Raw genomic sequence first — 15,227 nt, 5'->3', positions numbered from 1 at the left:
CGAAAGAATTTTCAGCTTGTGACGGATAAAGAATCAGCTTTGTTCTGCGGACGCGAGTCCGGAGGATTTTGCGCTGAGGCGAGGCGGCAAGCGAAGGAAAGGAAGGAGCATACACGAGTATGTGACTGACTTTGCGAGCGCGGCCAACGCGGCATCAGCGCGAAAGACGCAGGACAGGGCACAAAGAATTTGCCTGGCGGCAACAGCGCGGTGGTCCCACCTGACCCCATGCCGAACTCAGAAGTGAAACGCCGTAGCGCCGATGGTAGTGTGGGGCCTCCCCATGCGAGAGTAGGGAACTGCCAGGCATCAAACCAGTAAAAAAGCCCCGGACGAGAGTCCGGGGCTTTTTTACGTCTGGCGATCGCCAAATCCACTTCACCCCTTGCAAAATCTCTCCCTAAAACTCCAGCTCTGTCACATTTTGTCATCATGAACGGGCTCTGATTCCCCCGCGCCGCCCTCAGATGCTTTACTCATTGCTTTAGCGATGTTCTTCGCAAGGAAATGAGGTAAAAGATGACCGACTTACAACAAAAATCGGCCCAGCCGGAAACGGCAGCCGTCAGTAAACAACGCATCTGGGCCATTGTCGGCGCGTCGTCCGGCAATCTGGTCGAATGGTTTGATTTCTACGTCTATTCGTTCTTTTCGCTCTATTTTGCCCATGTATTTTTCCCGGCCGGCGACACCACCACCCAGCTGCTGCAAACGGCCGGCGTGTTTGCGGCGGGCTTCTTAATGCGTCCCATCGGTGGCTGGCTATTCGGCTACATCGCGGATCGTCACGGCCGAAAAAGCTCGATGCTGATCTCGGTATGCATGATGTGTTTTGGTTCGCTGGTCATCGCCTGTTTACCCGGCTATGGCGAAATCGGCATTGCGGCGCCGGTGATTTTGCTACTGGCACGCATGTTTCAGGGCTTATCGGTGGGTGGTGAATATGGTACCAGCGCTACCTACATGAGTGAGGTGGCACTGGAAGGGCGCAAAGGCTTCTACGCGTCGTTCCAGTACGTCACCCTGATTGGCGGTCAGCTGTTAGCCGTGCTGACGGTCGTGGTACTGCAACAAATCCTCAGTGATGAAGCGCTGCGCAGCTGGGGCTGGCGTATCCCGTTCTTTCTTGGCGCGGTTCTGGCAGTGGTCGCTCTGTGGTTGCGTCGCTCACTGAATGAAACCTCCGAGAAAAAGCACCGGGAACATCGCGATGCCGGCAGCATCCTTGGCCTGCTGCGTAACCATTCGCGCGCCTTCCTGATGGTGCTTGGCTTTACCGCCGGCGGATCGCTGAGCTTCTATACCTTCACAACCTACATGCAGAAATATCTGGTGAACACGGCGGGTATGGATGCGCGCAGCGCCAGTGCGTTGATGACCGGCGCGCTGCTGGTATTCATGCTGATTCAGCCAATTGTGGGCGCGCTGTCAGATAAGATTGGCCGGCGGGCCTCAATGATGATCTTTGGTGCTGGCGCGGCTATCTGTACCGTGCCGATTTTGATGTTACTGCAGAATGTGCAAAGTAGCGGGCTGGCGTTCGTGCTGGTGATGCTGGCGCTGATTATTACCAGTTTCTACACCGCCATCAGCGGCATCCTTAAAGCGGAGATGTTCCCGCCGGAAGTGCGGGCGCTTGGCGTGGGGCTTTCCTATGCGGTAGCTAATGCTATCTTTGGCGGTTCGGCCGAGTACGTGGCGCTGTTACTGAAGAAGCACGGCATCGAAACCACCTTCTTCTGGTATGTCTCGGCAATGGGCGCGCTGGCATTTCTGGTATCACTGATGCTGCACCGCAAAGGCAAGGGGATTGCGCTGTGATTACTGGCTCAGGTTCCACAGGGCAATGCCGCTGGCCGCACCGGCGACATCCCAGCTGAGATCTTTCCAGCTCCAGCCGCTCCCGGCAGGGCGGCTGTCCCAGGCTTCTTTAGCTACGCCGAAGCTCAGCGAAAAGAGCATGCCGAAGCGCAGATTTTGCCCGCGCCCCTGATGTTGATGCTGAGAGATCTCACTGCCGGCGGCAGCCAGAGCGGCAGAGGAGAAAAAGTGTTGTGCTTTATCCTGGCCGGTCCAGCTGTCCTGCGCCACATGCGCACATCCGCTACACAGTAATACCGCACAGAGGATGAGCGCACGCATCGGCTACAGCAGACGGCTAATAAGGCGGTCGATACGGATGCGACGCAGACGGCGAATCAGCTTACGCACCTTAGCCGGATAATCAGAGATGCTCTCCAGCTCGCGGAAATGTTTCACCACCGTGGTGTGCTGACGGATCAACGCCAGTTCCTTATCGCGCTGCTCTGCCAGCTGGTTGAGCGGATCGTGAATCAGCACCGCATTTTCCAGGTCGAGTCGCCAGGCGCGCGGATTGAGGTTATTACCGGTGATCATCATCCACTCGTCATCAACCCAGATGCCTTTCAGGTGATAGCTGTTGTCGCCATCTTTCCACAAACGTACCGTCAGCTGGCCGTTATTAACGTAATACTGCAACCGGCTGAGGAAGCGACGCAGGTTGATTTCATACAGATAGGGCAGCGCACCGATAATCTTGAACGGCTCGTGTGGCGGAATGTAGAAATCGTTGGCGGTTTTATCGCCGACGATGATCTCGACCTCTTTGCCCTGACGCAGCAGCTGGATCAAATTGCGCACCAGAATGGCCGGTAGGTTAAAGTACGGCGTGCACAGTGTGAGCTTACGCTCGGCGCAGGGCATTAAATGGAAGATGGTTTTGTTCAGCAGGCTACGTTTACCCAGCCCGACCAGCGGCGTGACGGCCAGTGATTCGTTGCCGGCATCACCGGTAAACTGATAGTTGAAGCTGCGCAGCTCCTGGCGAAACTGGCGGGTTTCATTCTTGATTTCCGGGCTGGAGGGACGTTCGGCCTGGTCGAGACGGTTGACGGCCTCAGAATGTTTGAGATTCTCACCAATCCACTGAAACATGGTGTCCGCCAGCTGCGGATTACGGATCAGTTGATAACGGTCATAACGGTATTTGTCATGCTGATGCAGATAAACATCGTTCAGGCTGGCACCGCTGTAGAGCAGCGTATCGTCAATGATAAAGCCTTTCAGATGCAGCACACCGAGCGCTTCGCGGGTGTTCACCGGAATGCCATACACCGGAATCGCGATATCGGGATGCTGCGCCGCCATTTCGCAATACCAGTCGGCGTTGGTCAGGCCGCGCGCGGCACCGATACGGCCACGCTGCGCACGATGCCAGTCCACCAGAATGCTGACATCCAGTTCCGGGCGCGCCTGACGCGCTGCATACAGCGCCTGCATGATGCTGCGTCCGCCGTCATCATTTTCCAGATACAGGGCGGCGATGCAGATGCGTTTTTCTGCCGTGGCGATTTTCGTCAGCAGGGTTTCACGAAACTCGGCGGGCGAGTAAAGCGTGGTCACATCCGACACGGACTGTGACAGTTTAGGCAGCTGTGCGAGGTGTTGTTGGTGTTTATTGCGTTTGAATTTAGACAACATCACAGTGCACTTCTTCTCTGTTCATTGTATGGCCTTTTGCCATCAAATCATGATCCTAACGGTAAATAATAACATCAACCGGCCGGTTAAGGAGGATTTTTACCTTTCTCTACAGCCAGGTCGCCGGTGTCAGCCAGCGGTAAATTCAGGCTGACAATGCCATCATCCAGTTGAATATTCACACGAAAATTGAGTTTTCGCGCCAGGGTAATCATGCCGGTATTGTGCGGCATGGTGATACCGTTCAATTGTTGCAGGCCGTGATCGCGCGTATAGCGGATCATCTTTTCCAGCAACCGCCGGCCCATGCCCAGACCCTTCAGGTCGGAACGCACCAATACCGAAAATTCTGCGTCGATATTGTCAGCATCGGAGATGGCGCGCGTCACGCCGATAATCTCATCAGCACCGTTATGCTGGCGTACTGCGACAATCGCCATCTCCCGGTCGTAATCGATCTGCGTCATGTTCGCCAAATCGTCGTGGGTAAACTCATTGATCTCACTGAAGTAGCGATAGTAAAGGTCTTCTTTGGTGACCTGGGCGATGAAGGCGCGTAGCTGCGGTTCATCCTCCGGCAGAATCGGGCGAAACAGGCAGCGCTGGCCATCTTTAAGCTGCACCCGCTCTTCCAGATGGTGCGGATAGGGGCGAATTGCCAGCCGCGCCTCACTGTCGCCATGAAACGGAGCCAGCTGCAGCGTCACGTCCAGCAGGGTAAAAGTATTAGCGGATGCCAGCAGCGGGTGAATATCCAGCCGCTGAATCTCCGGACAGTCGACCACCAAGTTTGATACCTGCACCAGCAGCTGACTCAGACCGGTGATGTCCAGCGGTCGCAGTGCGCTGCGGCTGCGCACTTTGCCGCACTTCAGTGCCTGAATCACCAGATAGCGCGCCAGCGTCATATTCAGCGGCGGCAACGCCACGGCGGCCTGCTTGTCCGGTTGCCACTCCACACCGCCTTCGCCCAGCATGATGATTGGGCCAAACAGCGGGTCATGCTCAACCACCACCCGCAACTCCTGCGCACCGGCGCGGTTCGCCATACTTTGCACCAGCAGACCGTCAATGCGCGCCTGCGGATGCGTTTCACGCACGCGATCGAAGATGGCGTCTGCTGCCTGTTCAACTTCTGCCGCGCTGCGCAGATAGAGCATCACGCCCTGTACATCCGACTTATGCGCAATATCCGGCGAGCGCAGCTTGAGCGCCACCGGATAACCAATCTGGTCGGCAATCTTAGCGGCAGACTGGCTGTCGCTGGCGATCCAGGTTGGCAGCGTCGCCAGCCCGTAAGCCTGCAGTATGGGCTGCACCTCGTGCGTATCCAGCGTGATAATGCCGCTATCCAGTGCCTGTTGCAGCAGCTGATGTGCCTCGGCGCTGTTTTGCGTCAGGCCCAGCGGCAGCGCTGGCGTTTCGCGTAGCTGTTTCTGGTTACGCCGATACTCAACCTGATGCATGAATGCCGTCACCGTGCCTTCTGGCGTGCGCCAGGTCGGAATGCCGGCCTGGGTGAATGCGCGGCGGGCTTCCTGCGAAGAGTGTTCGCCGCACCAGTTGGTCAGCAGCGTCACCTGCTTACCCCGCGGATGCGCGGCAACCGCCGCAATAATCTGCGCAGCGGTTTCACTGGCCGGAGAGACGGCGCTGGGTGAATGGATGATCATCAGCGCATCCAGTTCATGGCTGTCGAGCAGCTGTGTTACGCAGGCCACGTACAGCGCGGGGGTTGCATGATCTTTCAAATCCAGCGGGTTACCGCGCCCGATGCCCTCCGGCAGCAGGGCCGCCAGCGCCTGCAGCGTGGGCTCATCCAGCGTCGCCAGCTTGCCGTTACGCGCATAGAGTTCATCCAGCGCCAGCGCTGCCGGAGCGGCGCCGTTGCTGATAATCATCAGGCGCTCACCGCGCAGCGGGCGCATGTGGCTGAGCGACTCCACGGCGGAAAACAGCTCATGCGTGTCCTGCACGCGCAGCAGACCGGCGCGCTGAATGGCGGCATCCCAGGCGGCATCCAGTCCGCTGGCGGTGCCGATCATCGCCTGTGCCTGATGGCTGCGACCGCTTTTGATCACCAGAATCGGTTTATTACGCGCTGCGCTACGCGAGGCAGAAACGAAGCGCCGGGCATCGCTCAGGTGTTCCAGGTAGAGCAAAATGGCGCTGGTTTTGCCATCGCGTGCAAGAAAATCCAGCAGGTCGTCGACATCAATATCCAGGCTGTCGCCTAAAGCGATAAACCACGAAAAGCCCAGGTTGCGCTGTTGCGCCCAGTCGAGAATGGTGTTGGAAACCGCCGCCGATTGCGAAATAAAGGCGATGCGTCCTTTCGCAATCGGTACCGGTGAGAAGCTGGCATTCAGCCCCTGCCAGGGGGCTAACAGGCCCAGACTGTTGGGGCCCAGCAGGCGCATCTGCCACTGGCTGGCACAGGCTTTCAGCGCCTCCAGCTGGCTGGCCGGCGCGGAGAGAATAATGCAGGCTTTACAGCCTTTTTCTCCCAGCTGCTGTAACAGTTCCAGGTTGCGTCTGGCGTGGGTGCAGATAATCGCCAGGTCGGGGGCGAAAGGCAGGCTGGCCACGTCCGGCCAGGCCAGCACGCCGCTGACCGCCTTGTATTTGGGCGTGACCGGCAACACCGGACCGCCAAAGCCGCCCGCCAGCAGGTTGCGCATCATCAGATAGCCAGCGCGGCCCGGTTTTATCGACGCACCCAGCACCGCAATTGATTTCGGTCGTAACAGCGCTTCCAGTCCACGTTGGCTCATCATTCGCTCCTGCTCTCGGGATTGGCATGATTGTAAACGCTTTTACGCCGGTTGCCGATTTGTCGATGTCAGGCTGCGAGCCAGCTTCAGAAATTATCTGCTTGCGCGTGTATCGGATGGTGGGGTTTACCGGCCAGATAGGCCTGACGAAAGCGTTCAAAGTGCTGCTGCAACGCCTGCGCCGCCGGGACGTCACCTGCCTGTTCCAGCAGCGCGGCGGCCACTTCGGCGGTGCAGTGCTGGCCAGGCGCGTGGGCTTCGCGCAGCGTGTAGCGCGACGGTGTCGCCACATTCAGTGACATCACCGGAAAGCTATCCAGCCACGGACTTTTGCGGAACATTTTGCGCGCTTCGGTCCAGGTACCGTCGAGCATAATAAATAGCGGGGGTTTGCCGCCGGTGGGTGGCGTGGTCAGCACCTGGCGATCGGCATCGGCGTAGGCACCGGGAAACACCACCATCGGCTGATAATCGGCCGTCTGCACCGCCGCCAGCAGCGCGGCGTCGGGCTCGGTGCGCGACCAGCCAAAGGCCTGGGTTTCCGGCAGAATGTCGGCAATCAGCCGGCCGGTATTACTGGGTTTCATTGGTTCAGTATCAAACATCACCAGGCAAAACCGGCTGCGCGCCTGTTGCGGCTGCAGGGTCGCGCACAGACAGTTTTTATGCGGCAGCAGGCAGCGCTGACAGCGCAGCACGCGGTTGCCTCGGGCGAGAAACGGGCGCGTGGCACGCGCTAAACGCTGCGCACGCAGGCGCAGGACGGCATTTTCAGACATAGCATCGCGGACAGGGAAAAACGCCAGTGTAATAGAAGGGCAAAAACAAGGCCAGCGCGTGGCTGGCCCAGGGGGATTAGAGTGATTCGTCGAGCCATTCGTTGAATGGCGCTTTCGGCATCGCACCGTTCAGCATGTCCACCATCTCACCGTTTTTGAACAGCATAATGGTTGGGATGCTGCGGATGCGAAAACGCGTGCTCAGCGCAGGTTCCGCCTCAGTGTTCACTTTCACGAAGCGCACTTTGCCGCGCCGCTCGTCAGCGACGTCTTTAAACACCGGCGCGAAGTTCACGCACGGGCCGCACCATGGCGCCCAGAAGTCGACCACGACCGGCAGATCGTCCTGCAGGTATTTATCCAGCGTGGCCGCCGTGGCATTCACCACTTCACCGCTAAATAGCGCATCGCCGCAGCGACCGCATTTGGCTCCGTCGGCCAGACGTTCCTCGGGAACGCGGTTAGTTGCCTGACAGGAGGCACATACAGTATTCATCGTCACCTCAAACCGGACCTGTAAATCTTAGGATTGGTGAACATTATGAAAAGGTTGAATGCTATGCTCAATCTGGATTAAGCAATAGGTTCAATAGTTGATAGCTAAGCGCCGACACATCAGGTAATCTTCGCGCTCTCAATGCTGGAGGAACAGATGAACGACGAATTTAAAGGCAAAAGCGGCAAGGTAAAAGTGATGTACGTACGTGATGAGGAGGGCGGTCAGAAGCCAAATCCCCGTACCGGCAAAGGCGGCCGTCCTGCTGCGCGCCAGGAAGATAATCGTCGCTCTGGTCCTCGCAGCACCCGTAATAATGAAGAGAGCGGTCGTCCGCGCACCGCTCGTGGTGACGATGCCGGGCGTTCGCGTGGTCCACGTGACGATGCTGGCCGTTCGCGCGGTCCGCGTGACGATAGCGCGCGCGGTCGCCGCAGCGATCGGGACGATCGCGGCTTCAGTGATTCACCGTGGCGCACCGTGTCACGTCCGCCTGTCGCCGCTGAAGCGGATGCGGGTGACGAAGCGGCCAGCAGCAAGCCGGTTATCGACCCGGAACTGATTCGCCGTCAGCGTCAGGAAGAGGCGCGCGTATACGGCGAAAACGCCTGCCAGGCGCTGTTTCAGAGCCGTCCCGAAAGCATCGTCCGTGCGTGGTTTGTGCAAAGTGTCACGCCGCGCTTCCGCGAAACCCTGCGCTGGCTGGCAGCAAACCGCAAAGCCTATCACGTGGTGGACGACGCCGAGCTGGCGAAAGCGTCCGGGACTGAACACCACGGCGGCGTGTGCTTCATTATTAAGAAGCGCATGGGCATGCCGGTGGCGGAATGGCTGCAGCAGGCGCAGAGCAAAGACTGCGTACTGGCGCTGGAAGATGTCAGCAACCCGCACAACCTTGGCGGTATCATGCGCAGCTGCGCGCACTTTGGCGTCAAAGGTTTGCTGGTCAATGATGCCTCGCTGCTGGAGTCGGGTGCCGCAGTCCGCACGGCTGAAGGTGGTGCAGAGCACGTCCAGGCGATCAGCGGCGAAAGCTTTGCTGCGGGTCTGGAAGCGTTCCGCAAAGCCGGTTACACCATCGTGACCACATCCAGCCACGCCGGTACGCCACTGGCGCAGGCGGCGCTGCCAGCCAAAATGGTACTGGTGCTGGGTCAGGAGCGTGAAGGTCTGTCAGACAGCGCATTCCAGCAGGGCGATATCAGCCTGTCGATTGGCGGTACCGGCAACGTTGAAAGCCTCAACGTCTCGGTCGCGACCGGTATCCTGCTCGCCGAATGGTGGCGTCAGAACGCATAAATAAAAAAACGGGCCGCTGTGGCCCGTTTTTGTTTCTGTCACTCAGTGCGCGCCACCGCCGCCACCGCCTGCGCCAAACGGCGGACGGGCAAACCACACCAGAACCAGCAGGACCAAAAACACCCCCGCCGATGCCCAGAAGATCTCGTTAGCCGAGATAATCAGGCCCTGATTAGTAATTTGCTGGGCGATATAAGCCGACGCCTGCTGCTGCGTCATGCCCATGCTTTGCAGCTGATCATACATTTGCTGCGAATTCGGATTGAATTGATTAACCGACTCCGACAGGTAGCTGTGGTGCATCGATTCGCGGTCTGTCCACATGGTGGTGGTGATCGACGTTCCGATTGAACCCGCCAGCGTACGCACAAAGTTCGACAGGCTGGAGGCCGCCGCCATACGCTCTGGCGGCAAGCCGGACAGCGTAATGGTGGTCAGCGGCATAAAGAAGCAGGCCACCGCGAACCCCTGGATAAACTGCGGCCACGCGGAGGCACCGAAATCCATCCCCGGCTCAAACGTATACGCACGCCAGTAGAAGCACACCGCGTACATGATAAAACTAAAGGTCACCAGCCTTCGCATGTCCAGCTTATGGGCGAAGCGACCAATGATCGGCGACAGAATCACCGGAATGATCCCCACCGGCGCCGATGCCAGCCCTGCCCAGGTGGCGGTATAGCCGTATACCTCCTGTAGCAGTTGCGGCAGCAGGACGATCGAGCCGAAGTACAGCATGTAAGCCAGACTGATCGACAGACAGCCGATGGTGAAATTTCGCTTCTTAAACAGCGACAAATCGACAATCGGGTGATCGTCGGTCAGCTCCCACACCAGCAGCACGGCCAGCGACACCACCGCGACCACCGTCAGCACGATGATTTCGGTTGAGCCAAACCAGTCGAGTTCTTTACCGCGGTCAAGCATCACCTGCAGAGAACCAATCCCCACCACCAGCAGCACCAGACCGACCATATCGATCGGGCGGATCTCAGTTTTGGTTTCGCGTCCGCGCAGGGTTTGCAGCGTCAGCATCACCACCACCACGCCAATCGGCACGTTGATGAAGAAGATCCAGCCCCAGTGATAGTTATCGCTGATCCAGCCGCCGAGAATCGGACCGCAGATCGGCGCAACGATCACCGTCATCGCCCACAGCGACAGCGCCACGCTGCGCTTGGCCGGCGGGTAGTTGTTCAGCAGCAAACTTTGCGACAGCGGAATCAGCGGACCGGCCACCACGCCCTGAATCACGCGGAAGAAGATCAGCATCTCCAGGCTTTCGGACATGCCGCACGCCCATGAGGCCAGCGCGAACAGAATGGTCGACCAGGTGAACAGCTTCACTTCACCGACGCGCTTTGCCAGCCAGCCGGTGATCGGGATCGAGATGGCATTCGCCACCCCGAACGAGGTGATCACCCAGGTGCCCTGCGAGTTGGACGCCCCGAGGTTACCGGCGATGGTCGGGATCGCCACGTTAGCGATGGTGGAGTCGAGTACCTGCATGAACGTCGCCAGCGACAGGGCGATGGTCATCAGAACTAACGGCGCACCTTCAAGCGGCTTTTGTGCCATAACAGCCTCCCGCGAGGTTATTGCGCGTTGGCACGGACAATGTCAGCGATCAGCTGGTTAACCGGCGCAAGGTCGATTGCCAGCGCGTTACTTTCATACGCGGCCTGGGTGCGGACATTGCTGGCCAGCGCGGCGCCATCTTTGTTCTGGGTATCTACTTTCACCAGCGTGGAGAGACCGATACGCAGCGGATGTTGCGCCACTTGCTGCGGATCGAGTTCGATACGCACCGGCAGGCGCTGTACCACTTTGATCCAGTTACCGGTGGCGTTCTGCGCTGGCAGCAGCGAGAAGGCGCTACCGGTGCCCATATCCAGACCAACCACTTTGCCGTGATACTCCACATCATCGCCGTAGATATCACTGATTACCGTGGCGGGCTGACCGATGCGCACGCCTGCCAGCTGCGTCTCTTTAAAGTTGGCGTCAACCCACAGGTTGGTGGCCGGCACCACCGCCAGCAGCGGTGTGCTGGTGGAGATCTGTGAACCGACCTGCACGCTACGACGCGAGACATAGCCGTCCATCGGACTGCGGATGTCGGTGCGCTGCAGCGCCAGCCAGGCATCGCGCAGCTCAGCGGCGCTCTGTTTTACCGCCGGCTGGTTTTCGAGGTCGGTATTCAGGATCATCGCCTGGTTCGCGTTGTACTGCTGAATCGCCACGTCCAGCTGGGCTTTCGCCGTGGCCACGGCATCACGCGCGTGCTGCAGCTCTTCGCGACCAATCAGATTGGCGGCACCGAGCGGCTCACGACGTTTCAGGTCGGATTCGGCCTGATCCAGCGCGGTCTGTTGCAGCTTGATGGTGGCCTGATACTGTTTGCCGTTGATCATCAGCTGGTGCGTCTGGCGCACGCTGGTGGCCAGCGCGGTCTGCGCTTTCTCGAATGCCTGCTGCGCATCGGTTTTATCCAGCGACACCAGAATGTCGCCTTTTTTCACCCGATCTGTATCCTCGAACCACACTTTATTCACGCTGCCGGAAACCTGGGCCATCACCTGCACCTGGTTGCCTGCCACGTAGGCGTCATCGGTTTCCTGGAAGTGGCGCAGCACCAGATACCAGTAAGCCAGATAACCCACACCAATCACGATAAACACGATAGCCAGCAGGATCAGCGCACCTTTGCGCTTCTTCTTTTTGTTCGCTGGCTGTTGCGGGCTTTGAGCTTCCGCTGTCGCACTCATGTCGTTCTCCACGTTTGCCATTTAGTCGGGATGTGTTGATCCATCAACACGGTCGCCCGAGTCGAAAAAGCCAGCGTTTGCAACGCTGGCCGGATAAAAGGGGATTAAAATAGCGATTTCGGGGGGTGATTGTGTCGCAGTTCTTGCTATTAACGCGACAGGGAAGCGATAACCTGATCTTCGTCCATTTTATCGAGACGGTTAAGCAACTTACGCGTGATGGCTTCCAGTTGCTCCTGCTCGGTATCGGTCAGCGAAGACCACAGATACTGCAGGCTCTGATGCTGTGGTGGCAGCAGCTGACGTAAGAATTCGTTACCTTTTTCCGTCAGGTGCAGGTGCAGGCAACGGCGATCGTTGTCGCTCTCACGACGCTCGATCCAGCCGCGCTTTTCCAGTTCATCAGCGATGCGCGTCGCGTTGGTGCGGGAAGAACCCAGCGCCGAGCTCAGCTCAGAAGGCTGAATGCTCTGGTTTTCCTGCGCGTCCAGCGTAATCAGCGCCATGAATAAAGTTTCGTTAATTCCCTGCGCCTTCAACATTTTGTTGCGATTATCCAGCAGCTTACCCTGCATGTGCATGCACAGACGGGTCAGGATGATCTCCTGCAGCGGAAAATCTTTGTGGCGATTAGCACGGATGTTTAGCATCTGCTCAATGGGAGTAAACGAGCTTTCCATTAAAAACCTCTTAGTTGCAACAAATATAATAATGAGGGTGACAGATTAAGCGTAGTCATATTTTCCGCCTGTGATTGTTTGCACCGTCACACTGTCAGCACCTGGCGTTCCAGGTCGGTCCATAACCCTGGGCTCTGCGCCCTGACCAGCCGCTTTGCAGACAAAGCCGCCATCGTCATCAATTCGCTAAGCGAAACCTTCAGTGGATTGAATAATTTCGCGAGTAAAAATAACTTAGGTGAATAACTGTGTGGCTAACCATAACAAAGCCAATCATTAATGAACAGTATCGCTCACCACTTTGCATTGATCTTTACGTTTTCTAAACACTTTTCCCGGCCGGCTTTGCTGGAGTAAATCAATGGGTTAATCGACAAGGCACCGGTTAGTCCGGGTAACGCGCCAGCATCAGCGGCGTGATGAATTCCGTTCGTCGTCTGCCGTATAACCGGCACGTGGCAGGGTGAATGCCATCGATAACGCAGACTCATCCTGGCGCGACAGACCCGATGCAGGCGGCGGAAAGGAGACATAGCTGGTGGGAAAAGCGGGTAAATAATCATATGTGGGTAATAGTAACCCAAAAAATTATTTCAATGTTGTGTTAATTAACAGGACGTACCAGTGCGCTATAGCGCACGCTTCGCTTACTGACGGGGCGGGAGGGCGGAAAATGGCGGCACCACGTGGCTGAGACGAGGTGCCGCGTGGGTTTATTTCGCCGCCGCCATGGCGTCGCTGACCCATTTATCAAATTCCGCCTGATGAGCTTTGATCCAGCCGTCAACGTGGCCGTTGATGTCCGCTTCTGAGGCGTGACCGGCATGCATCGCGGCGTTCTCGGCATTGATGTCGCCGATCGGCAGCTTCATTTCAGCAAACAGTTTTGCCGCCGCCGGATTTTTCTCCGCCCAGGCTTTGTTGGCCACGATATGCATGGTGTTCACCGGGAAGCCATAGTTGGCGCCGTTGGCCAGTCTGGTATCCACTTTGCTCTGCGCGCCTGGCAGTGAGGAGAACGGCACCTGCAGCCACACCACATCTTTACCCGGCTTCAGCACGTCGCTGACCCAGTATGGCGTCCAGGTGTAATAGAGAATCGGTTTACCCTGTTTGAAGCGCGTAATGGTGTCGGCAATCATCGCCGAGTAGTTACCCTGGTTGTGTACCACGGTATCGCTCAGTTTGTAGGCCTCGATCTGATGGTTAATCACCGCTTCACAGCCCCAGCCTGGCGTACAGCCGGTCAGGTCTGCTTTGCCATCGCCATTGGTATCAAACAGTTTGGCCAGCTTTGGATCTTTCAGCTGCTCAATGTTGGTGATGTGATACTGATCGGCGGTTTTCTTGTCGATCAGGTAACCCTGCGCGGCACCGCTGACGTAGGTGCCCTGGCGATAAAATTTATTATCACCGCCGGCGGCTTTGTACATGTCGTCATGCAGCGGTTGCCAGTTGGTAGCGATAAACGTGGCATCACCGCCGGCAATGGTGGTGTAAGCCACGTTGTAATCCACTTCACTCGGCTTCTCAACGGTGTAGCCCAGCTTCTCCAGCGCGCGGCTCACCAGCAGCGTCTGGAAGGTCTCTTCGGAAATGGTGCTCTGAGCCGGTTTAACGGTAATGCCTTTGCCCGGAAGGTCGGCGGCGGACACGTGCGTCGCGGCAACCGTGGTCAGGACGGCGGCGAATAGAGCTGTCTTGCGCATAGTCATTCCTTATTTTACGTGTGACGTCGGAGACGGGCGACCGCAGCGGGCCGCCCAAAGAAATCAGGCTTTTTTACTGAATGGACGCAGCAACAAACCCAGCGGCCCGCTGCTGTACCAGTGGCGGCTGCCACGGCTGCGGCTGTCGCGACCTACCGACTGCGTCAGGCGGTCGAGAATGATGGCGAGGATCACGATACCGACGCCGCCCACGCTGGCGAGCCCCATATCGAGACGGCCAATACCGCGCAGCACCATCTGGCCCAGACCGCCAACGGCAATCATCGAGGCGATGACCACCATCGACAGCGCCAGCATCAGCGTCTGATTGACGCCAGCCATAATGGTCGGCATCGCCAGCGGCAGCTGGACCTTGAACAGCATCTGGCGCGGGCTGGCACCGAAAGATTCACTGGCTTCGATCAGGTCAGCCGGCACCTGCTTAATACCGAGTATGGTGAGACGCACCACCGGCGGCAGGGCAAAGATAATCGTCACCACCACGCCCGGCACGTTGCCGATACCAAACAGCATGACGATGGGCACCAGATAGACGAACGCCGGCGTGGTTTGCATCGCATCCAGCAGGGGCCGCACGATGCGCGCCGCGCGCTCACTGCGCGCCAGCCAGATGCCAAGCGGCAGGCCAATCAGTACGCAGAACAGCAGGGCGGTGAGCACCAGCGCCAGCGTCACCATCGCCTGGGACCAGGCACCGATCATGCCAATCAGCACCAGCGATATCAGCGTGGCGAGGCCCATCGCCGGGCTGGCAATCTGCCAGGCAATCAGCGCAAACACGACGATCGCCACTGGCGCAGGCAGACCCATCAGCAGTTGCTGGAAGGCGCTGAGGATATAATCCACCGGCACGCGAATGCCCTGAAACAGCGGGCGGAAGTGGGTAACTACCCAGTCGATGCCTTCGGTGACCCAGCGATCCAGCGGAATCAGCGTGGTGTGGAACGGATCCAGCAGGCTGAAGTGCTCCGGCGCTGCGGCCGGTGCGCTGCTCAGCCAGTCGCTGCTGCTGGCGGCGCTGCTGACGGCATCGTGTCCACCACTGCTGGCGGCATCCGATGTACTGCCGGCGGCGTTGCCCCAGGCATCGGCGGCGCTGGCGCTGCTGTCAGCCGGTGTGCTGCTACCTGTCGCGGACCACGGATCGCTGCTGGCTGCGGCGGCGTTGCTGGTGGCGGGTGGTGCGCTGGTCTGGCTGGC

The 15,227-nt window shown here is 58.3% G+C and carries 12 protein-coding genes and 1 rRNA gene; 3 read left to right on the top strand and 10 right to left on the bottom strand.

Annotated features, from left to right (window positions below; genetic code table 11):
* The first annotated feature begins 192 nt into the window (after window positions 1-192).
* Together rrf and ERD80_RS18075 are read left to right on the top strand one after the other, a co-directional pair.
* A 5S ribosomal RNA gene (gene rrf, locus ERD80_RS18080) occupies window positions 193-308 on the top strand.
* Between the two features lie 211 nt (window positions 309-519).
* Window positions 520-1,821: an MFS family transporter gene (locus tag ERD80_RS18075; RefSeq protein WP_136547942.1), complete on the top strand. Its 1,302-nt coding sequence runs from the start codon at window positions 520-522 to the stop codon at window positions 1,819-1,821.
* Here the strand turns inward: ERD80_RS18075 and ERD80_RS18070 are convergent, their stop codons facing one another.
* The 5 genes from ERD80_RS18070 to trxC all read right to left on the bottom strand — a co-directional run bounded on the left by ERD80_RS18070 (window position 1,822) and on the right by trxC (window position 7,550).
* The gene (locus ERD80_RS18070; protein WP_136547940.1) at window positions 1,822-2,142 is read right to left on the bottom strand and encodes a YfiM family lipoprotein; all 321 of its coding nucleotides are present in this window, start codon (window positions 2,140-2,142) and stop codon (window positions 1,822-1,824) included.
* 3 nt (window positions 2,143-2,145) lie between these two features.
* Complete coding sequence (gene pssA / locus ERD80_RS18065; RefSeq protein WP_176428114.1) at window positions 2,146-3,504, bottom strand: CDP-diacylglycerol--serine O-phosphatidyltransferase; 1,359 nt, start codon at window positions 3,502-3,504, stop codon at window positions 2,146-2,148.
* A gap of 83 nt (window positions 3,505-3,587) precedes the next feature.
* Window positions 3,588-6,275, bottom strand: coding sequence for a bifunctional acetate--CoA ligase family protein/GNAT family N-acetyltransferase (locus ERD80_RS18060; RefSeq protein WP_136547944.1), 2,688 nt, complete (start codon window positions 6,273-6,275; stop codon window positions 3,588-3,590).
* Between the two features lie 86 nt (window positions 6,276-6,361).
* Entirely contained in the window at window positions 6,362-7,054 is a 693-nt protein-coding gene (locus ERD80_RS18055) for a tRNA-uridine aminocarboxypropyltransferase (protein WP_127834471.1), read from the bottom strand.
* 76 nt (window positions 7,055-7,130) lie between these two features.
* On the bottom strand, window positions 7,131-7,550 hold the full coding sequence (gene trxC, locus ERD80_RS18050) for a thioredoxin TrxC (RefSeq protein ID WP_021313847.1): 420 nt from the start codon (window positions 7,548-7,550) through the stop codon (window positions 7,131-7,133).
* Between the two features lie 156 nt (window positions 7,551-7,706).
* Between trxC and ERD80_RS18045 the strand changes: the two genes are divergently transcribed.
* Window positions 7,707-8,849, top strand: coding sequence for a tRNA/rRNA methyltransferase (locus ERD80_RS18045; protein WP_136547937.1), 1,143 nt, complete (start codon window positions 7,707-7,709; stop codon window positions 8,847-8,849).
* A 42-nt stretch (window positions 8,850-8,891) separates the two neighbouring features.
* Here ERD80_RS18045 and emrB read toward each other — a convergent pair whose 3' ends face one another.
* The 5 genes from emrB to proW all read right to left on the bottom strand — a co-directional run.
* The gene (gene emrB, locus ERD80_RS18040) at window positions 8,892-10,427 is read right to left on the bottom strand and encodes a multidrug efflux MFS transporter permease subunit EmrB (protein ID WP_136547935.1); all 1,536 of its coding nucleotides are present in this window, start codon (window positions 10,425-10,427) and stop codon (window positions 8,892-8,894) included.
* 17 nt (window positions 10,428-10,444) lie between these two features.
* Complete coding sequence (gene emrA, locus ERD80_RS18035) at window positions 10,445-11,617, bottom strand: multidrug efflux MFS transporter periplasmic adaptor subunit EmrA (protein WP_058770894.1); 1,173 nt, start codon at window positions 11,615-11,617, stop codon at window positions 10,445-10,447.
* 149 nt (window positions 11,618-11,766) lie between these two features.
* Complete coding sequence (gene mprA / locus ERD80_RS18030) at window positions 11,767-12,297, bottom strand: transcriptional repressor MprA (RefSeq protein WP_021506466.1); 531 nt, start codon at window positions 12,295-12,297, stop codon at window positions 11,767-11,769.
* A 713-nt stretch (window positions 12,298-13,010) separates the two neighbouring features.
* Window positions 13,011-14,006, bottom strand: a complete 996-nt coding sequence (gene proX, locus ERD80_RS18025; RefSeq protein WP_058770893.1) for a glycine betaine/L-proline ABC transporter substrate-binding protein ProX — start codon at window positions 14,004-14,006, stop codon at window positions 13,011-13,013.
* Between the two features lie 63 nt (window positions 14,007-14,069).
* The coding region (gene proW / locus ERD80_RS18020; RefSeq protein ID WP_136547933.1) for a glycine betaine/L-proline ABC transporter permease ProW at window positions 14,070-15,227 on the bottom strand (1,158 nt) is incomplete at its 5' end.

Source organism: Pantoea sp. R102 (genome assembly GCF_004916815.1).
Taxonomy (GTDB): Bacteria; Pseudomonadota; Gammaproteobacteria; order Enterobacterales; family Enterobacteriaceae; genus Pantoea; species Pantoea dispersa.
Note: the sequence above shows the minus strand (reverse complement) of the source record. Positions and strands in the feature narration are given on the sequence as shown.

Coding starts and splice junctions, on each gene's coding strand:
- ERD80_RS18075 (WP_136547942.1), top strand. CDS start 520: ATGACCGACTTACAACAAAAATCGGCCCAGCCGGAAACGGCAGCCGTC.
- ERD80_RS18070 (WP_136547940.1), bottom strand. CDS start 2,142: ATGCGTGCGCTCATCCTCTGTGCGGTATTACTGTGTAGCGGATGTGCG.
- ERD80_RS18060 (WP_136547944.1), bottom strand. CDS start 6,275: ATGAGCCAACGTGGACTGGAAGCGCTGTTACGACCGAAATCAATTGCG.
- ERD80_RS18055 (WP_127834471.1), bottom strand. CDS start 7,054: ATGTCTGAAAATGCCGTCCTGCGCCTGCGTGCGCAGCGTTTAGCGCGT.
- trxC (WP_021313847.1), bottom strand. CDS start 7,550: ATGAATACTGTATGTGCCTCCTGTCAGGCAACTAACCGCGTTCCCGAG.
- ERD80_RS18045 (WP_136547937.1), top strand. CDS start 7,707: ATGAACGACGAATTTAAAGGCAAAAGCGGCAAGGTAAAAGTGATGTAC.
- emrB (WP_136547935.1), bottom strand. CDS start 10,427: ATGGCACAAAAGCCGCTTGAAGGTGCGCCGTTAGTTCTGATGACCATC.
- emrA (WP_058770894.1), bottom strand. CDS start 11,617: ATGAGTGCGACAGCGGAAGCTCAAAGCCCGCAACAGCCAGCGAACAAA.
- mprA (WP_021506466.1), bottom strand. CDS start 12,297: ATGGAAAGCTCGTTTACTCCCATTGAGCAGATGCTAAACATCCGTGCT.
- proX (WP_058770893.1), bottom strand. CDS start 14,006: ATGCGCAAGACAGCTCTATTCGCCGCCGTCCTGACCACGGTTGCCGCG.